Raw genomic sequence first — 22,415 nt, 5'->3', positions numbered from 1 at the left:
ATCGCGCCGCTACGGATAAAGGGCGGTTTAACCGCCCTTTTCACCTCATCAATTCAATTTAATTTAATCCGCACCACGCTATCCGGCCCTTTCGCCGAATGATCCTTGTTGAAGCCCTGCTTCACCGTGACATACAGCGTCTGGCCATCAGGCGATACCAGCAGGCTGTTGGGATGGGTGGGCAGCGTCCAGCTATTTTTCACCGCGTAAGTGGTGGCATCCAGTTGCAGTACCTTGCCGGATTCACGCTGGCTGATGTAGATCTCATTGCGTTTGGCGTTGAATTTGATACCCAGCGCATCGCCGTCGATCCGTTTGATCACCTTACCGCTGTGCTCATCAAATACCAGCGTGGTTTTCGCTTTGGAATTGTCGGTGACAAACAGGCGACCGGTGGCCGGATCTTCCGCCAGGTTCAGCAACAGATAGGTTTTGCCATCACCCGGAGTCCAGCGTTGTTCGATCTTATGGCTGCGCGGGTTGATCACCAGGATCTCGCCACTGCCATTGGCCGCGTAGATACGATCGGTGACCGATGAATACAGCAGGCCAGTCACCCACTTGCCGGCGTTTTTGATGGTGGTCTTCAGCTTAAAGGTTTTAGCATCCACCACCCAGATCACGCCCGGATCAGCCACGCCACCGATATACAGCAGGCCGTTGTGCAGCATGATCTCACGCGCACCAACAGGATTATCCTTGTCGTTTTTCAGGCCAAACATCAGGCGCTGCAACACCTTACCGCTCTGCGCATCAACTTTTGAAATCCCGCCATCCAGCGTATTGGTGACGTACAGCAGGCTGCCGTCCGGCTCCATCGCCATCGCAAAGTTTTTCAGATCGGTATGGGTTTCGCCTTTGGTTGCCAGCGTGGCCGGGTCGAGACGGTAGATCACGCCACCGTTAACCCCTTTAAAGCTCTGTGCGCTGGCGACAAACAGCGACGCGGTGCTGCCGGGGACATAGGCCATTTCATACAGACCGTCCGCCAGCACTCGCTGTTGCACATTGCTGGCAACCGGCTGTGGTGCCACAACGGGCGCTGTGGCTTTTTTCGCCGGTGCCTGACAAGCCGTCAGGCTCAGCGCGGTGACCACGGCCAGCGCCACACCCGCAATACGTGGGTTGAACAAGGATTTCATTCTTCGCTCCATCAGGGAGATGTAAAAAGAATGAGAATCATACGTATTAACGATTAAGGAGTAAACGCAACGCGCGATGAATCGCGCCGCAACAAGTCAGTGCCGTTTATGAATAATGAATCTGAACGAGGCAGGCACCGTAGCGGCACGATTTATCGTGCAATACCTTAATTCGCCGCCACAAACTGGGTGTAATTCTCCGGCGTAATGGTTTTATACGGCACCCAGTTGTAAACCTGGACCTGCTGCTTATTCAGCAGTTCTTTGGTCACCTGCACCGCGCCGGTCGCCTGGCCTTTGGCATCCTGGAAAATCGTCAGCACCATCTTGCCACTCTTCACAAACTGCTGGCCGTCCGGTGTGCCATCAATGCCCGCCACCAGAATCTTTTCGTTCTTCGCCTGGTTCAGCGCCATAATCGCGCCAATCGCCATCTCATCATTATTGGCGGCGATGGCATCAATCGGACGCTGATTCAGCAGCCAGCCCGATACCACATCCACCGCTTCGTTGCGCTGCCATTTCGCGCTCTGCTTCTCCACCACCTTCATATCTTTATATTTGGCGATTACCGCTTCTACCGCGCGGGTGCGCTCGCGAGCTTCTTCGTTGGACAAGGCCCCCATCAGGATGGCGACGTTGCCTTTGTAATTCATCTTTTTCGCCAGCGCTTCCATCTGCATTTCGCCGCCCAGCGCCGAATCCGAACCGACATAGGCCATATCCGCGGGCAGCTTCACTTCCGGCTTACGGTTGACGAAGATCAGCGGAATTCCGGCATTCTTCGCGGCGGTAATCATCGGCAGCACACCCTGAGTATCCACCGGGTTGAGGATAATGGCGTCCACGCCCTGATTGATAAAATCGTCCACCTGCTGCACCTGAAGCGCCACATCGCCTTTGGCATCAACAAACTGCCCTTTAAGCTGATTGGCCTTCAGCTCAGCCTCCATCTGGGTGCGCAAAATCGATACAAAGTTGAGGTCAAAATTCGCCAGCGCCACGCCGACAGTGAAGGTTTTGGCGCTGACGCCGAGGCTGAACAACATTGAACACAGCAGGAGAAGCAACGTTCTGATTTTCATGATTTATTCCTGTAGGGTTGAGATTTTATTGTTGTGGTTTAACGCCGGGTAACAGGCAAATACCCGGCGGGATAACGCTTATAAACTGAAGTGATCGCGGAACTGCTGGAGCGCGGCCGTGCTGTCGCCGCTGGCCCAACCCTCCATCGCCACCGTGCCCTGATAACCGATGTCATGCAGCGCACGGGCGATGGCGCGATAGTTGATTTCCCCGGTGCCTGGCTGCTGACGTCCGGGGACATCCGCCACCTGGATCTCGCCAATCGCCGGACCGGCACGGCGGATCAGTTCGATCAGATTGCCTTCCCCGATCTGCGCGTGGTACAGGTCGAGATTCATCTTCAGCGCCGGACTGTTAACCGCTTCCACCAGCGCCAGCGTATCGGCAGCCAGCGCAAACGGTGTACCCGGATGGTCAACCGGCAGATTGAGGTTTTCCAGCGTGAACACCCGCCCGGCACGCTCACCGAGCTGTGCCACTTTACGTAGCGTGTCGGCAGCCTTCAGCCACATGGCACCGGTCACCACCGCCACCGGTTTTACCGGCAGGCCTTTGTCATCCAGCCCGGTACCGTGCAGATTGAGGACCGGACAATTCAGCTGTGCCGCCACCGCCAGCGAGGCTTCCGCGCTTTGCAGCAATTGGGCGATTTGGTCGTCATCCGTCAGGTTGCCGGTCAGATAACCGGTCATGGAGGTGAAGCGCGCCCCGGTCGCGGCCAGCGCCGCAATATCCTTATTGGCCCAGCCCCAGATTTCGACGCCGAAGCCCAGCTCATCAATGCGTCTGACACGTTCGATAAACGGCAGGTCGAGAAACACCATTTCGGCACAGACAGAAAGTTGATACCCAGCCATTAGCGGCCTCCCAAGGTGATCGGTTGGTGTTGTTTGACGGATTCAATACAGGCCAGCGCAATTTCCAGCGCATTGCGCGCATCTGCGCCAGTGGCGCGTGGCGTCTCACCCGTGCGGATGCAGCGGGCAAACTCGGTCATCTCCGCCACATAGGCGTCGCGCAGCAGGTCCGAGTCGAGACGCGAGGTGTCAATGGCGATACCGCCTGCGTGGTAACGTACGCAATGGTTGGCGTTGATATGCCCGGCCTGCAACATCCCTTTGCTGCCAAACACCTCACCGCGCACGTCATAGCCATACACGGCCTGGAAATTGGCTTCGGCGGTGGCAATCGCGCCATTGTCGAAGCGAATGGTCACCACCGAGGTATCCAGCAGTCCCTTGTGTTTGAAATCCGGGCGCACCAGCGCATCGGCCAGCGCGTAGACCTCCACCGGCCTGGCACCGGGATTGAAGTGCAGCAGGGTATCGAAATCGTGGATCAGGGTTTCGAGGAAGATAGTCCACGGCGGGATCGGTGCCGGATCGCGCAACGCCGGGTCACGGGTGACGGAACGGCTTAACTGCGTGGTGCCATTCTCTCCGGCTTGCACGGCGGCAATCGCCGCAGCAAAACCACTGTCAAAGCGGCGGTTAAACCCCACCTGCAACACCACCCCGGCAGTTTTCGCCGCCTGAATGGCGCGATCGGCTTCATCCAGCGTCACCGCCATCGGTTTCTCACAAAACACATGTTTTCCGGCCTGTGCTGCGGCAATCACCCATTCGGCATGGGTACGCGCCGGGGCAGCAATGGCAATGGCATCGATTTCCGCGTCCTGCAACAGCGCATGCAGGTCGCTATAGGCTTTCCCCACCCCGAGCCTCTGTGCCAGTTTTTCCGCCGCACCCGGCAGGGGATCGGCCACGGCCGCCAGGGTTGCCCCCGGCACTCGCCAGGCGAGGTTTTCCGCATGGAAGCTGCCCATGCGACCGGCCCCAATCAAGCCAACGCGTACAGGTTGAATCATTGCTAACTCCTTGTTATTCAGGAAACATCACGTGAGATGCGGCAGATAACGGAGTTATTGCAAAGCCGATGCCAGGTCAAAATCACCGGAATTTGTGAGACGCCACACAGATACAGCTCACAAACTGGCCACAAAATTTACATGTCAACTTCACATGTCAATAAAATGGACATTCCATCCCGTAGCGGAGTGCCTTATGCGATCCCTGAATGAGCGGTTGCCGTTTAAAGATGAAAGCGATCCGATCTTCAGCCTGCCGGACGGCGCGGAAGTCGGCGAGTGGGATAATTTGCTGTGGCAGGGCTGGCATAGTTTTCAGCGTGGTGAACAACCTGGCTGGATGCGGCGCAGCATTTTGCAGTCGTGGCAACGATCGCAGCAGCGTGGCACCGATCCCCACGATTTTACCTATATCTCCCCACCCGCCGATGAACTGGCCGCGATCCTCGAACATAACGCCGGGCTGATCCTGGTGGCGCGCAGCATCATGGAGAACCTGCTCGCCTACAACCCGGATGGGCATATCAACCTGACCGATGCGCAGGGGGTGACACTGCATTACTGTGGCGCGGATATGACGCCGGTCGGCAGTATTCTGCGCGAAGAAGTGCTCGGCACCAACTGCACCGCGCGCTGCCTGATTGAGCAGCGGCTGGTGTATGTGCTGAGCGGCGAGAACTGGAAATTCGATCTGCGCAAACGTCATCGCCAATGTGCGGCCGCCCCGGTACGTGATGCCAGCGGCCAGCTGATTGGCGTACTGACGCTCACCGCCACGCCCGATAACTTCAATGCTCACACGCTGGGCACCGTGCAGGCGGCAGCTGAAGCGGTAGGCCAGCAACTGATGCTGCGCCGTCTGCTGGCGGAGCAGCAATCGATCCTCGAAACGCTGAATGAAGGGGTGATCGTCTGTGATCGCCATGGCCGGATCAAAACGCTCAATCGTTACGCGCGCCAGATCTTCAGCGGGCTGGATCCCGATGCCGGACCGATTGATGTCCTGTTGCAGCCACAAGGCGGATCGCTGCTGACCATGCCGTTCTGCAACGATCGCGAGCTGCAATTTATGCCCGATGGTGTGCAGTCGATCCCCTGCCTGATTTCGCTGATGCCCGCCCCCGACGGCGGACGCGTGCTGTCGCTGCGCGAGAATCAGCGCATCCGGGCCATTACCCGTCGGGTGATGGGCGTCAGCGCCAGTTATACCTTTGAGATGATTCGCGGCCACGCGCCACGGGTGCAGCAGGCGATTCAGAAAGCGCGCGCCAGCAGCCGCACCGACAGCACCGTGCTACTGACTGGCGAAAGTGGCACCGGTAAGGAACTGTTTGCCCAGGCGATCCATAACGCCAGTCCGCGTCAGCAGGAGGCCTTTATCGCGCTGAACTGCGGCGCACTGCCGCGTGATCTGGTACAGAGCGAGCTGTTTGGTTATGTCGATGGCGCATTCACCGGCTCGCGCCGTGGCGGTTCACCGGGCAAATTTGAGCTGGCTGATGGCGGCACCCTGTTTCTAGATGAAATTGGTGAGATGCCGCTGGAAGCACAAACCAGCCTGCTACGCGTGTTGCAGGAAAGCGAGGTGGTGCGCATCGGCGCGGCGAATCCGCTGAAGGTCAATGTGCGCATCATCGCCGCCACTCACTGCAACCTGCTGGACGCCGTGGAGAAAGGGGCGTTCAGACGCGATCTTTACTATCGGCTGAATGTGGTGTCACTGGCGATCCCGCCGCTGCGCGAACGTCAGGAGGACATTCCCGGCCTGGTGAATACCTTTATTCTGGCACTCTGCACCCGGCTGAAACGCATTGCGCCACAGGTCTCACCGGAGGCGATGCGTTGCTTACAGACGTGGCACTGGCCGGGTAACGTGCGCGAGCTGGAGAATCTGGTGGAGCGGATGGTGAACCTGTGTGAAGGGCTGGAGATTGGCAGGCAGGATTTGCCAGATGAGATGGTGCACAGCCAGCAGCCACCGATCGCGCTGCCCTCGTTGCAGGAAAATGAACGCCAGCATGTGTTGCAGGTGGTGGCGGAGCAGAAAGGCAACCTGCGCCAGTCGGCGCAGCTGCTGGGGATTTCGCGTACCGCGTTATACAACAAACTGCATCAATGGCAGGTGGATGTGGCTGCCTTACGTCAGCCAGGTCACCATAAATGGTGACCCTACGGGTTAGCATGGACATTAAAACGTAGGGTCGGTATTCATGCCGACCTGGTCAAATCGACGATCACAACGACGCACCGCCGCATATCACCAGCTCCTGGCCGGTGATGGCATCTGCGGCGGGCGACAGCACAAACGCCGCCAGCGCCGCTACCTCTTCCGGCTTGATATAACGCCCGATGGGCGGCAGTTTCGGCGGCGAACTGGCGCGCCCCGGTTGCCGCAGCATCGGCGTTTCCGTGGCACCCGGCGCTATCACATTCACCGTGATCCCTTTGGGTGCCAGCTCGGCAGCCCAGCTACGCGCCATCCCCACCATCGCCGCCTTGGTGCTGACATACTGGCTGCGGCCCGCCGCCCCACGTGAAGTCCGGCTGCCTATCAGCAGGATACGATCGCCCTGCTGCATCCGTGGTTGCAGCGCATTAGCCATAATCTGCGCGGCCTGCACATGCAGATACCACAGACGCCCGCTGGCCTCTTCATCCAGTTCGCCGAGCGGCGCGGCGGCCATCATCCCGGCAGCATGCACCAACGCGTCCACTTTTGGCAGCACGGCCAGCGCCTGTGTCAGCAACGCCGCATCAAACAAATCCACGCTGACCGAGGTAAAACTTGGATGATCTTTTTTCACCTGAGTGCGGCTGAAACCCGTCACCTGCCAGCCCTGCTGCAACAGCTCATCGGCAATCGCCGCGCCGATCCCGGAACTGACGCCTGTCACCAGCGCATGTCGGCTCATGACATAACCCAGGATTCATCGACGCGTACATACTTTATCGCCTGACGGAACCAGGTGTAGGCGATGTGCAGCGCGCCATCGTCGCCCTGTTTGATGCTGGGATAGGAGAACTCACGATTCAGCTTCTGCTGCGAGTTATTGGTCATGCAGTAGCCGTCACCTTCGTCGAGATTGCGCTGCCACGGCCAGCTGCGCCCGCCATCAGCAGAAATCGCCAGCGTCATCGGTGCGCGTGGTGCTCCCCAGAACGCGGTACGGCCGCTGTGCACCACCGGCTCCGCCGCAACCGCAACATCACCCTCGTCTTCATCTTCGATCTCGTCATACAGCGACAACCGACGCTCGCTGGCATCGCGGGCGCTCATGGCGTTAAACACCAGCGCCAGATGGCCGTTTTGCAGCGTTGTCACCTGAATCGACGAGTTGTTGTTGGGCAAGGTCGTCGCCTGCGGTGCGCTCCAGCTTTCGCCGCCGTCGTGGGAACGGCTTTGATAAATAAAATCCGCCCAACGGCTGCGATACAGCGCCAGCAGGCTGCCATCGTGCAACAAGGTGATATTCATATGCACACAGCCGAGGCTATCCGGCACCGCCACATCACGCCAGCTTTTGCCTTTATCACTGGAGATTTTCACCGCGCTGACATCATCGTTACCGACCCATTTCACCCCCGGCTGGGTGCGGCAATAGAATACCGGCAGCAGCCAGTGACCATTCGGCAGCACCACCAGCGGCTGGCGGATAAAGGTGCCGGGTTGATCAAGCAGCGTGTCGATAGCACTCCAGCTGCGGCCAAAATCACGAGACTGGCGATAACGTACAATCGCGGTGTCCTGATTGCCGGATTTCTGCGCGGTCCACAGCAGCCACAGCACCTGATCCGGATCGAGAAACAGCACCGGGTTTTGTTCCGATCGCGTCGGATCGTCCGATAACTTTTGCGCCTCACTCCATTGATCACCGCCTTTTTCCAGCCGCGAGCACCAGACCGAAATATCAGCGATCCCTTCCTGGGTCCCACCGAACCAGACGCACAGCAGATCGCCATTCGGCAGCGGCAGCAGATTGGCGGCGTGGTTTTGCGGACAGACCGAAGGCAGCATCGCAGTGAGCTGCTGCGCGTCCTGCGCGTGCGGATGAAGGTTACCGTTGCGCTCAACGGTCACAGTTAAATCGGTCATATCAGGCTCCACTATTTTGCATGGTTGGTTTCGGGGCTTGCTTTTCCTGCACCTGGCGCGACGGGATCAGCCGGTCAATCACCATCACAATCGCGGGTGTCACCAGCGCCACATACATGTTGTTGATACCAAAAGGGTCGCCCAGCAAATACCACACCGAGGTCACCACGCAGGCGGCAATCAGCCCGGCATTGGCACCACGGGTACTTTTAAAGAAAGGCAGGTAGAAAGCGATGATGGCCACGACCGAAATCGACAGGCGGATCGCGCGGGTAAAGAACGACAATTTCAGCACTTCAGGCACGAACAGCACGAAAATCAGCGGCAGGAAGCCAATCACCAGCGACAGCCAGCGCGTCATGCGGAACTCGCGTTCCGGCGTGGGATTGCGGTATGGCACATAAAAATCTTTCACCACCAGTGAGGCGATGGCGAGCGCCACGGTGCTGACGCTGACGAAAATCGATGCCACCAGCGAGGTGGTGACAATCCCTGCCAGCCACGGGCTCATATCCTGCAAAAACACCGGCAGCGCATACAGGCTTTTGATATCGGGATGGAGGAATTTCGCCGCCACACCGATCAGCGCGATGGCGATGGCAATCGGCATGCAAAAGAAGAAAGCCACCCAGGTCGCGCGCTTCGCCGAGGCGGCGCTTTTGGTTGAAGCAATCGCCTGAATCACGAACTGAGTACAGAAGATCGAACCGATGGTGCCAATCAGCCAGGCGAAAATGGTGCTACCGCCGACGTTGCCATCCCAGGTCCAGTAGAAGTGCGGCATTTGCTTGATCATCGGACTCACGCCGCCGGTCATATGCAGCGCCACACCGAGAATAATCATAATCCCGATATATTTCAGTCCGCTGTGCAGCAGCGTCACCCAGGCAATGCCCTTCATGCCGCCGAACATAAAATAGAAGGTACTGACGATGGCGGTGATAAAGGCCGCCGTGGTGAGGTTGAGGTTCAGCACCGTGGAGATGGCCGCTGCACCGCTGACATAGTTGCCCACATTTACCAGCAACAATGCATAAATCATGATCAGCGAAATGATATTTTTGGTCGAGTTGCCGTAACGTTCGGCAATCGCGCCAGAAATGGTGATTTTCCCGGTGTTATAAATACGTTTGACCAGCAAAATACCGAATAACGGAAAGCCAATCGCCGCGCCAATCACTGACCAGGACGCGGCAAAACCATCTTCAAACGCCGCCTGTGCGGTGCCAATGGTCGATTTGGCCCCGATATATTCCGACATCAGCATCACCCCAACAATAAACGCCGGCATGACGCGCGATCCCGCCATAAAGTCGCCGGTGTTTTTACTGCGTAAACGCCAGGTCAGCCAGGTGGTAAACAGGATATAAGCAATCACAATCCCGACAATAATCACCATCCCTTCTGCAGAGAATTGTTTCATTTCAGCCTCATCGATAACGTAGGGTCGTGGCACGCGCTGGGCTTCACGCGCACCGTTATTAAGGGTGGCAGCTGTTATTTTTGCAGGTGTCTGAGCACCGGGTATCGCCACTGAACATAAAAATGATTTAAATCGCTCACACAGGAGCAAAATCACGCACTGACAGGGCTACTTTATAGGTGATGGGCGGATAAATTTGTTTGATCATGCTCACAAACACTCAATGTTGATTGAAAATAATCAAATATCATCCACAGGATCGTGCATCCCGTGGGAGGAGAAAAAGAAGGGGTTGTAATTTTTGCATTCAGCGCAATGGGGATGGCAGTGATATTTTCTGGATATGGAATGGATAGTGAAATATTATTTTGTCCGAATCAGATTGATTAAATTTCATTTAATTCACACCATCAGCCGTGATCGGTTAAATTCAGAACATAATAAACAACATAAAATAAAAATCATTTATATCAATAAATTAAATAATTTTAATTTCCAGAAATTCGTAAATCCACTGGTGATATTCGCCATCAGATCCTGAGGAAATGTGACATAAATCACACATCATGCTATATCTTTATCTCATCAAAATAATATCAAGGAGCGAGCGTCGAATATTTCGACCGCACTGTACCCCTGCATAAAAATAAATTCATTATCTGCAAGGAATACTATGCCTACATCAGAAAATAAAACCTGGCGATATTCGTCGGAAACCCCGTCTGCTCAGGCTGACAATGAAAAGTTATCCGCAAGCGCAACCGCAGAAAACAGCCGCTTTCTCAGCGCAGATGCCTTTTTATTGACAGCGACCGCCATCGCCGCCATTGCTGGCTTTCTCTATGGCTATGACACCGGCATTATCTCCGGCGCGCTGTTGCAGATTACCCATGATTTCAACCTCTCCTCCCATGCTCAGGAGCTGGTGACCAGCGCGATCCTCGTCGGCGCGGTGGTTGGCGCACTCAGCTGTGGACGCCTCTCCAGCCAGCTGGGCCGTCGCTACACGGTGATGATTGTGGCAGCGATTTTTGCGATCGGCGTGATCGGTTCTGGCCTGTCTCCCAATGCTGTCTGGCTGGGTGTGGCGCGCCTGGTACTGGGCTTTGCGGTGGGTGGAGCCTCGCAAATCGTCCCGGTGTATATCGCCGAGCTGGCCCCCCCGGACCGCCGTGGCCGTCTGGTGACGTTCTTCAATATCTCGATTGGCGTTGGCATTGTGACCGCCGCACTGGTCGGTACCTTTATGCAGGATATCTGGAGCTGGCGCACCATGTTTGCCGTCGCCGCCATTCCAGCGGTGATCCTGCTGCTGGGGATGCTGCCGCTGCCCGAAAGTCCGCGCTGGCTGGTGGGCCAGAAGCGCCTGAAAGAAGCCCATCTGGCGCTGGATAGCGTGCGCGACACGGAAAAGCAGGTACGTCAGGAAATTCGTGATATTCAGCGCGTACATGCCAAAGTGGAGCGCAAGGCAGTCGCGAGCTGGGGCGATCTGAAGCAACCCTGGCTGCGCCCGGCATTGCTGGTGGGGCTGGGTATCGCCGCCTTTACGCAGCTCTCCGGCATTGAAATGATGATTTACTACACGCCCACCTTTCTCACCAACGCCGGATTCAGCCGTGATGCGGCACTGTATTCGGCACTGGGCGTGGCGGTGATTTACCTGACGCTGACAATCATCGGCAAACTGCTGGTTGACCATGTTGGCCGCCGCGCCTTAACCCTGTGGATGATGCCGGGTGCCATCATAAGCCTGGTCTTGCTGGGCACGGTGTTCCGTCTTGATGCGCAGGGCGGCGGCCATAGCCTGCTGATCGTACTCTGCCTGTTTGGCTTTATGGTGTTTAACTCCGGCGGGATTCAGGTGATTGGCTGGCTGATGGGGTCGGAGCTGTATCCGCTGGGGATTCGCGAGAAAGCCACCAGCCTGCACGCCGGGATGCTGTGGGGTTCCAACCTGCTGCTGACCGCTACCGCCCTGTCGATGGTCAATCTTCTCGGCATTGGTGGTGCCATGTGGTTCTACGCGCTGCTGAATCTGCTCGGCTTTGTGTTTGTCTATTTCCTGATGCCGGAAACCAAAGGCCGCTCGCTGGAGGAAATTGAAACCTCACTGAAAGCCGGGGAGTTTTACCCGCTCCAGCAGCGCCGTCAGCAGACGGCGGAGGAGTAGATTTTTACAGCGCCTGCTGCAAAAACTCGACAAAGGCGCTGATACGCGCCGGAAGCTGGCGCTGCGGTTGCCAGACGGCAAAGATATCGCCGTCTGGTGCCGTCCAGTCCGGCAGCACATGCAGCAACTTGCCACGGTGAATGCTGTGCTGCGCATCCCACCATGACCGCAGCAGAATGCCATGCCCATCCTGCGCCAGCTGCATCGCCACCTCCCCGTCATTGGTGATCAGCGTGCCGCGCACCTTTTGCGTTAACTGCTGCTCGCCATTACTCAGCCGCCACAGGGCAAAATCGCTTTCGTACTGGCGCAGCAAAATGCAGTTGTGCTGTGCCAGCGCCGCGATGCTCTCCGGCAGGCCACAACGTTCGGCATAGGCCGGGGCGCAACACAGCACGCGCGGGTTGGTACGCAGCTTGCGCGCCATCAGCCGTGCATCCGGCGGTTCACCGACGCGAATATCAATATCGATATGCGCATCAAGGAAACTGAGCGGCTGGCTGCTCAGTTGCAGGCTGAGTGACAGCTCCGGGTGCAGTGCGGCAAAACGTGACACCAGCGGAGCAACATGGCGACGGCCAAAACCAAACGAGGCATTGATGTTGAGCGTACCGCGTAGCACGGCGGTCTGGCTGCTGACCGACTCCTCCAGCTCCGCCAGCTGATCCAGCAGCGGGCGGGCCCCTTCCAGGTAACGTTTGCCCTCGGGTGTCAGCTCCAGCCGACGCGTAGTGCGACGCAGCAACTGCACCCCGAGACGCAATTCCAGCTGGCTCAACCGTTTACTTACCGCCGGTAATGAAAGCCCCAGCTCGCGTGCTGCTGCCGTCAGGCTGCCAAGAGTGGCGATACGCACGAAAAAGGCCAGATCGTCGGTGGAGGTGCGGGATTCTCTACTTTTATTCAACATTGGCTTGCTGTTCAGGCTAATTATTTCCCCATGATGCAAAGTTATACTGCGGGCAGAACATCAACAGCAACCTGCGAGAGACCCTATGAGCGGCAAAACATTTAAAATCGCCGTCATCCCTGGTGATGGCATTGGTAAAGAAGTGATGCCGGAAGGCATCCGCGTGATGGACGCGGCAGCGAAAAAATTCAATATCCCGCTGGAGTGGCAGTGGTTTGACTATGCCAGCGCCGAATACTGGCAGCAGCACGGCAAAATGCTGCCGGATGACTGGTTCGCTTCCCTGCAAACCTTCGACGCGATCTACTTCGGTGCCGTAGGCTGGCCGGAGGTGGTGCCGGATCATGTGTCGCTGTGGGGATCATTGTTGCAGTTCCGGCGGGAGTTTGACCAGTACGTCAATCTGCGCCCGGTACGTCTGATGCCGGGTGTCAAAGCGCCGCTGGCCAATCGTCAGCCAGGCGACATCGATTTCTACGTGGTGCGTGAAAACACCGAAGGGGAATACTCCAGCGTGGGCGGCACCATGTTCCCCGGCACCGAGCGTGAAGTGGTGATTCAGGAAACGTTGATGACGCGTACCGGTGTCGATCGCATCCTGAAATTTGCCTATGAACTGGCGCAGAAGCGGCCGAAAAAACACCTGACCTCCGCCACCAAATCTAACGGTATCGCCATCACCATGCCGTACTGGGATAGCCGGGTCGAAGCCATGTCCACCCGCTATCCGGAGGTGAAGGTCGATAAGTATCATATTGATATTCTCACCGCCAACTTCGTGCTGCATCCGGACTGGTTTGATGTGGTGGTGGCCAGCAACCTGTTTGGCGATATCCTGTCGGATCTCGGCCCGGCCTGTACCGGCACCATTGGCATTGCGCCCTCGGCCAATATCAACCCGGAAGGTAAATTCCCCAGCCTGTTCGAACCGGTACACGGCTCCGCGCCGGATATTGCCGGGCTTGGCGTGGCGAACCCGATTGGTCAGATCTGGTGTGGCGCGATGATGCTGGAACACCTCGGCTTTGCTGAAGCCGGTGCGGCGGTGCTGGATGCCATCGAACGCACGCTGGCGGCGGGCAACAGCCTGACGCGTGACCTTGGTGGCAAAGCTTCGACTGAGGAGCTGGGGGCGGCTATCGCGGCGGCGTTGTAATAAAAAAACGCGCGATAAATCGCGCCGCTACAGGTACTTGCAATCAATTGTAGCGGCGCAATTTATTGCGCGGTTTTCTGGCAACCGATGCGCCGCTACGGATCGGGGGATTTATCGCGCAATATCGTACGGTGCCGTATGCCAGCCTGCTGGCAACGGCTGCGGGCGCACAATGGTAACGTTGTGCAGTTGCAGGTTCTCCACGCCGCGGGCAAACACCCCCGGCAGGCCATGCGGGTAGGCCGCCACACCATAGGCCAGCCCGGTCAGGCTATCCATTTTATAGGCGTTATCCAGCCCCATTCCGGTGGGTGATGCGGGATTGCAGGGCGGGCGTACATCGTAATGCCCCTGCTCCGCCGTGGTCGCCACCACCTGACGCAGTTGCACCTGGCTTATCATCACTTCACGAATCTGTCCCGCCGTTTCAGCATGCAGGTTAATCGCCCCTTCCATCACGCCACTGACGTTGGTGAATTGCAGCTGTTCGATATGGCCGGGTGCAATCGCCGGATCGCGCGCGCGAACCGAAACAAACAACGCATCGGCTTTGCCCCAGTGGCACGGCGGCGCATGGTGGCAGGCCAGCGTCAGGTTGCTGAAATGCAGACGGCGGAAACAGCCACCGTCGCGCGACAGCAGGCCAATCGCCCGATTGGAGTCGAAAATGGTACAGCCGGTGACGGTGACGTCTTCCACGTCATCAAAGGTTTCAGTACCGATTTTGAACGCACAGCTGTACGAGCGCAGCAGGCAGTTGCTGATCATAATCTGACGCGCTGCGCGCCTGAGAGGGGCCGGTTTGTCGGTGGTTTTGATACAGATAGCATCATCCGCCGCGCTGAGGTAACTGTTGCTGACAAACACCGCTTCGCAGCTGTCGATATCCAGCGCATCGGTATTTGGCATGGTCATGGCGTTATCGATGGTCAGATGATCAATATGGACATGGCGACAGCTCACCAGATGCACGGTCCACATCGGTGCCTGTACGATGCTGAATTCCTGCAACGTCACCTGCTGGCAATCTTCAAACACAATGATGCGCGGACGTAACGGACGCGGCAACCGATAGCCCTGATCATCCTTTTCTGCCGCAAACCAGGCTTCACCATCCCCATCGATCACCCCTTTACCGCTAAGGGTGATATTGCGCTGGCCGACTGCATACAGCAGCACATGCTGCGACAGCTCCGCCTGGCTCTGCGCCAGACAATGCTGATAATCTTCCACCCGCTGACTTGCCAGCAACGTTGCCCCCGCCGCCAGATGCAGATGGAGATTTGAACCCAGCGTGACGCTGCCCAGACGGTAACGACCGGCTGGCACCGTGAGCGTACCGCCACCCTGCTGCGCCAGCTGATCCAGCGCACGTTGCAAGCAGGCGGTATCGAGCGTTTCCCCGTCGGCGGCGGGATGAAAATCGGCCAGAGAAAGCTGCATGAGGTTCTCCTATTTCACTGCGCCTTCGGTCACACCACTGATAAATTTACGCTGAAAAACCAGGAACACAGCCACCAGCGGCAGAATGACGATCATTGCCCCCGCCATCAGCACCGGGATATCGATGGTGTTTTTGTTCTGGAAAAACATCATGCCGATTGGCAGGGTACGCAGTTCATCTTTGTTCACCAGAATCAGTGGGATCAGAAATTCGTTCCAGGTCCAGATAAACAATAGCAGCGCCAGCGTCGATAACGTCGGCCAGATGGCGGGCACCAGAATGCCCCACAGAATTTTGCGCCGTGATGCGCCATCCATCACCGAAGCTTCCACCAGCTCGCGCGGCACCTGTTGCAGTGCAGTCGCGATCATCAGCGTGGTGAACGGCAGCGACAGCGCAATCTGCGGCAGAATCAGCGCCAGGTAGGTATTGGTCAGCCCCATCCAGCGCAGCTCGTGATACAGCGGGATAATAAAGGCTTCAGTCGGCAGCACCATGCCCAGCGCGAGCATCGCCGCTACCACTTTTTTGCCCGGGATCTTTAGCCAGGCAAAACCAAAACCGGCCAGAATACCGAGCAGGATGCTACAAATCACCACCGGGATCACCACCAGCACCGAGTTCATAAAGTAAACGTTGAAATGGCCCTGCTGCCAGGCGGTGACGTAGTTTTTAAAGTTGAGCGACGCGGGTAAGGTAAAGACGCCCTGGAACAGCTCCATCTGGGTTTTGAATGAGGTCATCAGCGCCATCAGGAACGGCATAATGGTCATCAGCGCCACCATCCAGATCAGCGCTCGTGAAACTACTGGCGTGCCACGCATCAGTGACGCTCCCGAATAGCAAAGTGGATTAACGCGTTGATCAACAACACAATCATCATACTGAACACCGCCACCGCCGAGGCATAACCGAAGTAGTGCAGGTCAAAACCCTGCTTATACATAAAGATATTGGTCACCATGGTTGCGGTGCCCGGCCCACCCTGGGTCATCACGTAGACCAGGTCGAAGGCTTTCAGGCTGGCGATCACCGTCAGCAGCAGTGCGATACGCAGCTCCGGGCGCAGTGACGGCAGCGTGATGCGCATAAATTTTTGCCGCCGTGAGGAGCCATCCAGATCGGCAGCTTCCAGCAGCGAAGGGTCCATACGTTGCAATCCGGCCATAAACAACACCAGGCAAAAACCAAAGAAGTACCAGGTCGCCACCAGGCCAACCGCAGGCAACGCCCAGGTGAAATCCCCCAGCCATGACAACGCCAGCTGCGGCAGGCCAATGGCACGCAGGAACTGATCGATCGGACCAAACGCCGGGTTGTACAACCAGCGCCACACCACGCCAAGTACCGCCATCGGCATGATGTAAGGCAGGAAGAAGAAGATCCGCAGCAGGCTGCGCTCTTTGTTGTTGCGCGTTTCGTACAGGAAGCTGCACAGCAGCAAACCAACACCAATCGGCAACAAGGTGTAGAACAACATCAGCAAGGCGTTGTTGCCGAGCGCCACCCAGAACACCGGGTCACTGAACATACGCATATAGTTGCTGATGCCGGTAAAAATCGGCATTGAGATGCCATCCCACTCGGTAAAACTGATGCCCAGCGACGCCAGCAGCGGCAGCAACAGAAAGACCGCGTACACCAGCACCGCGGGCAGGAGATAGAGCGCATTGCGCCAGGCAGATTTGTTCAGCATAACCTTACTCGCTTGCGGACCTGTCAGCGGCCCGGCCTCATGCCGGGCCGGATTTATCAGTGCTTCAGGGTTTTCAGGTAACGTTGATAGTTGTTGTCGAAGTTGGTGACCATCTGGTCGGCGGTTTGCCGCCCGCCCAGCAGCAGCTGCACGTTCTGATTCAGCTCGGCGTTCATGGTTGGTGTGGCCCAGTCCACATAATGGCCGAGACCATCATGCTCATTCAGCGCGATCCAGACCTGATAAGCCTCGGCCAGCAGCGGGTTATCTGCCGGGATTTGCGCGTTTTTACTGGCGCTGGCGGGCAGGAAGCCGACTTTCAGCCAGCGGTTCGCCATCTCATCCGACACGATATAATCGATAAACTTCGCGGCGGCATCCTGCTGTTCTTTGGTTTTCGCCGTGCTGGTGATGGAAAACGCCAGGTCAGTCCCGCCCACCATCAGCGCGTGCTGCACACCCGCGCCCATCGGCATCGCGGCAAAGTGGATATCTTTGTTGTCTTTGAACTGCCCCAGATACCAGGTGCCGCTCACCAGGAAGGCGGCCTGACCGTTCTGGAACAAGGTCGCGGCATCATCCTGACCAATCCCCTGGAATCCGGGGAAGAAGTAGCCTTTATCGTTCCAGCTTTTCATCATGTTGCCGGCTTTCACCAGCTTGCCATCTTTAAAGGTGCCGCCCACGTCGTAAATCAGGTCATCCAGTTTTTTACGGTCGCTGCTTTCGATCTGCGCTTCCCAAATGGTGCTGAGCAGTTGCTGGCCCATGTTGCCGTCCAGTAGCCCCAGCATCATCGGCGGGGTGCCCTGCGCTTTCAGTTTTTCCATTGCCTGTTCCAGCTCAGCGAGGGTTTTCGGCACCGCGATACCGGCTTTATCCAGCAGCGCTTTGTTGTAATACAGGCCGACCATTTCACCGAGGCTGGCGACGCCATACAGCTTGCCGCTGCCGAAGTCCTGATTATCGGACCAGCGGTTGCGTTTCAGGATCGAATCCGGGAAGCGTGTGGTCCAGCCGTAGGTTTTGGCGTAATCATCCAGCGGCCACAGCAGCTTGTCTTTCACCAGCGACCCCATATCGCCACCGCCCTGGTTAACCTGAGCAATCTGCGGACCATCACCGGCCGTCAGCGCCAGTTTGAGCGGGATACGGGTATCTTCGAAGGAGTGCACAGAGCGCTGGATGACAATGCCGGGATTCTGTTGCTGGAACACTTTAATCGCTTCATCCACTGCTGCCGTCTGCTGCGGATAGGTATAAATGTCCCACTCGTTCAGGGTCACCGCCTGGGCCGAGGCCATCGCTGCGCCGAGCAGCACCCCAGCCGAAACCAGACGAGACAGGGTGCGAAGCGTGCTATGGAAGTACTGCGAACGTACGGTTGAATCACACATAATGCTCGGTTTCTCCAACAGATGACTGGCATCCCTTCATCTCGACACCCGCAGTTCCCGCAGGTTGATTCAGCAGAAATAACGCACTTATCCATACTTACTTTATGCATAAAAGAAAGTCAAACCTGTGAAGCGCGGAATTTTTGCTCTGTGATGCAGTGCAAAAAGTGAGAAGAAAGGCGGGGTGATCAGCAGGGAATGCTGCTTAATTACGCAGAAAGCCGATGCTTCAGGTCAGTCTTTGGTTAAGCTCAGCATAAATAACTGGCGATAATAAAGCGCATTAACCTACTGATAGAGCATATGAAAATCGTATAGTTATACAGGGATCTCGCGGAACAAACGTTAAAAAGCCTGCGGATTAAGGGGTTGCTACCGCACCATGGCGGCCTTGTTGCACTGATGGTCATGCGCTGTGGTTATGTTTAGTCTTCACTTTGCGGGATGACGCAATTATTACACCTTGAAAACTAAGTACGCTTTCATTACCGTAAAAACTGTTCATCTCCTGACCACAGAGGCTCCACCATGACGGCTGAAGGTGTTATTCGCCACGCCACCGAGGCAGATTTTCCCGCGCTCTCGCGTATTTGTTTAGAAACCGCCAACGCAGGTAAAGACGCGACGGCGCTTTATTCTGACCCCGCCCTGCCTGGCCTGCGCTTTGTGATTCCCTACGCCCGTTTCGTACCTGATTTCGCGCTGGTACTGGAACAGCAGGGAGAGGTCGTCGGCTATGCGGTGGCGGTACCGGATACCCGCGCATTCGAGGCGGTGTTGAACCAGCAGTGGTGGCCGCTGTTGCAGGCGCAATATCGCGACTACCCGGCCAGCGCCCCGCTCGACAGCAAAGTGCTGGAGGCCATCCTCCAGCCGGACGCCGCCACCGATCAGTTGGTGAGCCAGTGGCCCGCGCACCTGCATATTAATCTGCTGCCCGCCGCACAGCAGGGGGGCTGGGGACGCAAACTGATCGAGCAACTGCTGACGCTGCTGCGTCAGGCTGGCGTGCCTGGCGTGCACCTCGGCGTCAGCCTGCAAAACGAGCAGGTCTGCGGTTTTTATCAGCGCCTTGGTTTCACGCCCATCGTGCGCAGCAACGCCATTTATCTGGGCCAGCCACTTTAAGCGAGACACAGCATGACCAGCCTGCATCTGCAAAGCGTTAAGAAGTCTTACGAGCAAGTGAACGTGATTCACGGTATCGATCTCACCATCAACAGCGGTGAATTTGTGGTGTTTGTTGGCCCCTCGGGCTGCGGAAAATCGACGCTGCTGCGCATGATTGCCGGGCTGGAGGAGATCAGTGCTGGCAAGCTGCTGATTGAAGGCGCGGATATGACCCACCAGCCTGCGACCGAGCGCGGTATCGCCATGGTGTTTCAGTCCTACGCGCTTTACCCGAATATGACGGTGCGCGGCAACCTTGCTTATCCGCTGGAGGTGATGAAGCAGCCGAAAGCCGAGATTGAACAGGCGATCGCGCAGACCGCAGCGCGCCTGCACCTTACCGAGCTGCTCGATCGCCTGCCGCGTGCCTTGTCGGGCGGGCAGCGGCAGCGCGTGGCGATTGGCCGCGCCATCATTCGCCATCCGCGTATTTTCCTGTTTGATGAACCCCTGTCGAACCTGGATGCCGAGCTGCGTTTGCAGATGCGTATCGAAATTGCCCGGCTGCACGCCTCGCTGGGCAACACCATGATTTACGTCACCCATGACCAGCTGGAAGCGATGACGCTGGCCGATCGGATTGTGGTGCTACGTCAGGGCCGTATTGAGCAGGTCGGTGCGCCGCTGGAGTTGTATCGCGACCCGGATAACCTGTTTGTCGCCGGATTTATTGGTTCGCCGAAGATGAATTTCTTACCCGCCGAGGTAGCCGCTATGGCTGCTGGCGAGGTCCAGCTGCGCGTGCCCTCCCTCGGCATTCATGGGTTAACCATGAAGATTGACGCGGCCTGCCATGAAGGGCAGAAAGTGACGCTGGGCGTGCGCCCTGAGCATTTCCAGCCAGCCACCTCAGCCAGCGCACCGCTGAGCTTTAGTGCACCCCTGTCGTTCAGTGAGATGCTGGGGCATACCAATTATCTTTATCTGGATGTGGGTCAGGAGCGGTTGCTGGTGATTGAGGAGCGGAATGTGGCGAGCCATCACCATCAACTCGGTGAACCCGTTCGTTACCAGCTGGAAGCTGGGGGGTGCTTGTTGTTTGATGAGCAGGGCTTGCGGATGCGGTGAGGTTCTGTCCGCCAGCAGCGGTTGTGCTCTGAGAAGGTTCCGCCCGCCAGGCTTTGCCGAGTTTCAGGGCCGCCTGTGCAGGCGGACGGGCAAAGGTCCGAGGGCGCGGACCTTTGCAATCCGCGCCCTGCGGCGTCCTCGCGCAGCGCTACGCGCTGTTCCCTCGCTTATCACTCAGGCCTGACGGACCACGCGGATTCGCCATCCATGGCTCATGCCGCGCTCTCGCCGCATCCATGCGGCTCGTCCTGGCCTTCCTTCTGCGCTCGGCGCTGCGAATGCCGCCAACCCCCCGCCTGCAAGCCCGCAGAAAAAACAACAACAAAGGAAAAAACCCAGAAAGTCTTCGCGGGGGCAGCGGGGGTGTGAGCGCCATCCGGACTCGCTGAGCGCGGGAACGATTCCAGGATGAGCCGCATGGATGCGGCGAAAGGCGGCGTTGAGCAGGAGCGAATCGACGCCGGTCCGTCGGAAGCGTGAGGGAGCGAAGGCACCGCGAAGCGGCGAGGAAGGCGGCGCAAGGCCGGGGAATGCAAAGGGGGCGGCCAGGCCCCCTTTGCTCGGTCGCCGCACCGGCGAACTGAAACTGCCAGTGCCCATGGCGAACGAAATTACTCTGAAACAAACAGAACCTCGAAGCTTAAGACGCAATTTCCTCATCGGCTTGCGCCGCCAGCAAATCCAGCAACTTATTCACCGCAAAGCCCGCCGCGCCCTGCGCCCACATCCGATTCGATTCGGTAATAAACTGCAACGGCGTCATATGCGGCGTCAGCTTCAGACGATAGTTCTGGAAGCTCTGGGTGATATTGTCCAGCAGAATGCGCGACGCCATTTGCGGCTCCATCGCCAGATAAACCACATCCGGATCATAAGCAATCGACAGGTTCGCCAGCGACATGCCCAGCTGATGCCCGGCCTCCGCCAGCGCGCTCAACACCTCCGGCGTGGGGCGCAAATCCAGATCGCGCAGCGTCGGCGGTACGTCCTCTTTCAGCGTCTCCGCCACCCGGTGCAGAATCGCCTGCGATGAGGCGACATCTTCCAGCAGGCGCTCAGAGCCATCACCCAGCAGGGCATTACCAATCTCCCCCGCTTTGCCATGACGTCCGCGATAGAGCTGACGATCAAGCAAAATACCCGCGCCAATTCCTTTGCCGAAGGTGGCGATAATCGCCGATTGCGCATGGCCGAGCTGACCAAAAACCAGCGCCGCCATCGCCAGCGCATTAGCGTCGTTTTCGATAAATACCGGTAACGAAAAACGTTCTTCCAGCAGGCGGGCAATAGGCACGTTATCCCAGTCCAGCACGCGTGAACGCACGCAGTAACCATTGCTGGCATCTACCAGACCGGACAGCGCCAGGCCAATGGCACCCACTTTCTTGCCTTCTACGCCGCGCAGAAACTTCGCCAGCGCATCACCCAGCTGTTTCGGGGTCATCGCGCCGGAAGGCATTTGCTGCTCGCCGATAATATTGCCGCCGAGGTCAGTCAGCACAATCAGGTTGCGTTCCGCATTGAGCTGGATGCCGACCACGCTGGCGTGGTCAGGATTGAGGCCGAGCAGAGTTTTGGGTCGCCCCATCGAGACCCGGCGCAGCCCCAGCTCCTGCACGATGCCGCCAGTCAGCAGGCGATTGGTGGCCTGCGAGACCGTTGACATGCTCAGGCCGCTGCGCACTTTGAGATCGGACTGGCTTATTGGCGCGTTTTCGACAATCAGCCGCAGAATGCGGGCGGTTACGTTCGGAGCGGTCATGGTTCTCTTTATCAGCAGAATGAAAAGG

18 protein-coding genes are annotated in these 22,415 nt (G+C 57.5%); 5 read left to right on the top strand and 13 right to left on the bottom strand.

Annotation, left to right across the window (positions count from 1 at the left end; translation table 11 throughout):
* Window positions 1–53: 53 nt before the first annotated feature.
* The 4 genes from CUN67_RS01785 to CUN67_RS01770 form a co-directional block, all read right to left on the bottom strand.
* Window positions 54–1,142: a YncE family protein gene (locus CUN67_RS01785; RefSeq protein WP_208713759.1), complete on the bottom strand. Its 1,089-nt coding sequence runs from the start codon at window positions 1,140–1,142 to the stop codon at window positions 54–56.
* Window positions 1,143–1,309: 167 nt separating this feature from the next.
* A complete protein-coding gene (locus CUN67_RS01780) occupies window positions 1,310–2,227 on the bottom strand; it encodes a substrate-binding domain-containing protein (protein WP_208713758.1) in 918 nt (305 codons plus the stop codon).
* A gap of 78 nt (window positions 2,228–2,305) precedes the next feature.
* Window positions 2,306–3,085 (bottom strand): TIM barrel protein, encoded by a 780-nt coding sequence (locus CUN67_RS01775; protein WP_208713757.1) that lies wholly within the window; start codon window positions 3,083–3,085, stop codon window positions 2,306–2,308.
* On the bottom strand, window positions 3,085–4,095 hold the full coding sequence (locus CUN67_RS01770) for a Gfo/Idh/MocA family oxidoreductase (RefSeq protein WP_208713756.1): 1,011 nt from the start codon (window positions 4,093–4,095) through the stop codon (window positions 3,085–3,087). Before CUN67_RS01770 ends, CUN67_RS01775 begins: the two co-directional genes overlap by 1 nt.
* A 196-nt stretch (window positions 4,096–4,291) precedes the next feature.
* Here CUN67_RS01770 and CUN67_RS01765 point away from each other — a divergent pair, with 196 nt between their 5' ends.
* Window positions 4,292–6,262, top strand: coding sequence for a sigma-54-dependent Fis family transcriptional regulator (locus tag CUN67_RS01765; protein WP_208713755.1), 1,971 nt, complete (start codon window positions 4,292–4,294; stop codon window positions 6,260–6,262).
* A gap of 67 nt (window positions 6,263–6,329) precedes the next feature.
* Here CUN67_RS01765 and CUN67_RS01760 read toward each other — a convergent pair whose 3' ends face one another.
* Genes CUN67_RS01760 through CUN67_RS01750 form a run of 3 tightly spaced genes read right to left on the bottom strand, consistent with a single transcriptional unit; the run spans window position 6,330 to window position 9,611 of the window.
* Window positions 6,330–7,007 carry an SDR family NAD(P)-dependent oxidoreductase gene (locus tag CUN67_RS01760; RefSeq protein ID WP_208713754.1) on the bottom strand — a complete coding sequence of 226 codons (678 nt, stop codon included), beginning with the start codon at window positions 7,005–7,007 and terminating at the stop codon, window positions 6,330–6,332.
* On the bottom strand, window positions 7,004–8,188 hold the full coding sequence (locus tag CUN67_RS01755) for a sialidase family protein (RefSeq protein ID WP_208713753.1): 1,185 nt from the start codon (window positions 8,186–8,188) through the stop codon (window positions 7,004–7,006). Before CUN67_RS01755 ends, CUN67_RS01760 begins: the two co-directional genes overlap by 4 nt.
* A 1-nt stretch (window position 8,189) precedes the next feature.
* Window positions 8,190–9,611, bottom strand: coding sequence for a sodium:solute symporter family protein (locus CUN67_RS01750; protein WP_208713752.1), 1,422 nt, complete (start codon window positions 9,609–9,611; stop codon window positions 8,190–8,192).
* 673 nt (window positions 9,612–10,284) lie between these two features.
* Between CUN67_RS01750 and CUN67_RS01745 the strand changes: the two genes are divergently transcribed.
* Entirely contained in the window at window positions 10,285–11,784 is a 1,500-nt protein-coding gene (locus CUN67_RS01745; protein WP_208713751.1) for a sugar porter family MFS transporter, read from the top strand.
* A gap of 4 nt (window positions 11,785–11,788) precedes the next feature.
* On the opposite strand, the gene CUN67_RS01740 is transcribed toward CUN67_RS01745, so the two are convergent.
* Window positions 11,789–12,694, bottom strand: a complete 906-nt coding sequence (locus CUN67_RS01740; RefSeq protein ID WP_208713750.1) for a LysR family transcriptional regulator — start codon at window positions 12,692–12,694, stop codon at window positions 11,789–11,791.
* Window positions 12,695–12,779: 85 nt separating this feature from the next.
* On the opposite strand from CUN67_RS01740, the gene CUN67_RS01735 reads away from it, so the two are divergent.
* Window positions 12,780–13,850, top strand: a complete 1,071-nt coding sequence (locus CUN67_RS01735; protein ID WP_208713749.1) for a tartrate dehydrogenase — start codon at window positions 12,780–12,782, stop codon at window positions 13,848–13,850.
* Between the two features lie 111 nt (window positions 13,851–13,961).
* Here the strand turns inward: CUN67_RS01735 and CUN67_RS01730 are convergent, their stop codons facing one another.
* From CUN67_RS01730 to CUN67_RS01715, 4 genes are read right to left on the bottom strand one after another with little or no spacing between them, the layout of a single operon-like run.
* Entirely contained in the window at window positions 13,962–15,293 is a 1,332-nt protein-coding gene (locus CUN67_RS01730; RefSeq protein WP_208713748.1) for a glycoside hydrolase family 28 protein, read from the bottom strand.
* A gap of 9 nt (window positions 15,294–15,302) precedes the next feature.
* Window positions 15,303–16,118, bottom strand: coding sequence for a carbohydrate ABC transporter permease (locus CUN67_RS01725; RefSeq protein ID WP_208713747.1), 816 nt, complete (start codon window positions 16,116–16,118; stop codon window positions 15,303–15,305).
* Window positions 16,118–16,990, bottom strand: coding sequence for a carbohydrate ABC transporter permease (locus CUN67_RS01720; protein ID WP_084871901.1), 873 nt, complete (start codon window positions 16,988–16,990; stop codon window positions 16,118–16,120). The genes CUN67_RS01725 and CUN67_RS01720 overlap by 1 nt, the downstream gene beginning before the upstream one ends.
* A gap of 56 nt (window positions 16,991–17,046) precedes the next feature.
* Window positions 17,047–18,387 (bottom strand): ABC transporter substrate-binding protein, encoded by a 1,341-nt coding sequence (locus CUN67_RS01715; protein ID WP_208713746.1) that lies wholly within the window; start codon window positions 18,385–18,387, stop codon window positions 17,047–17,049.
* A gap of 528 nt (window positions 18,388–18,915) precedes the next feature.
* Between CUN67_RS01715 and CUN67_RS01710 the strand changes: the two genes are divergently transcribed.
* Together CUN67_RS01710 and CUN67_RS01705 are read left to right on the top strand one after the other, a co-directional pair.
* Window positions 18,916–19,515, top strand: coding sequence for a GNAT family N-acetyltransferase (locus CUN67_RS01710; RefSeq protein ID WP_208713745.1), 600 nt, complete (start codon window positions 18,916–18,918; stop codon window positions 19,513–19,515).
* 12 nt (window positions 19,516–19,527) lie between these two features.
* The gene (locus CUN67_RS01705) at window positions 19,528–20,625 is read left to right on the top strand and encodes an ABC transporter ATP-binding protein (RefSeq protein WP_208713744.1); all 1,098 of its coding nucleotides are present in this window, start codon (window positions 19,528–19,530) and stop codon (window positions 20,623–20,625) included.
* A 640-nt stretch (window positions 20,626–21,265) separates the two neighbouring features.
* Here the strand turns inward: CUN67_RS01705 and CUN67_RS01700 are convergent.
* Window positions 21,266–22,387, bottom strand: coding sequence for an ROK family transcriptional regulator (locus tag CUN67_RS01700; RefSeq protein WP_208713743.1), 1,122 nt, complete (start codon window positions 22,385–22,387; stop codon window positions 21,266–21,268).
* Window positions 22,388–22,415: the final 28 nt, after the last annotated feature.

The organism is Pantoea cypripedii (genome assembly GCF_011395035.1).
Classification (GTDB): Bacteria; Pseudomonadota; Gammaproteobacteria; order Enterobacterales; family Enterobacteriaceae; genus Pantoea; species Pantoea cypripedii_A.
The sequence above is the reverse complement of the archived record's forward strand: the minus strand, read 5'-3'. Positions and strand labels throughout refer to the sequence as shown.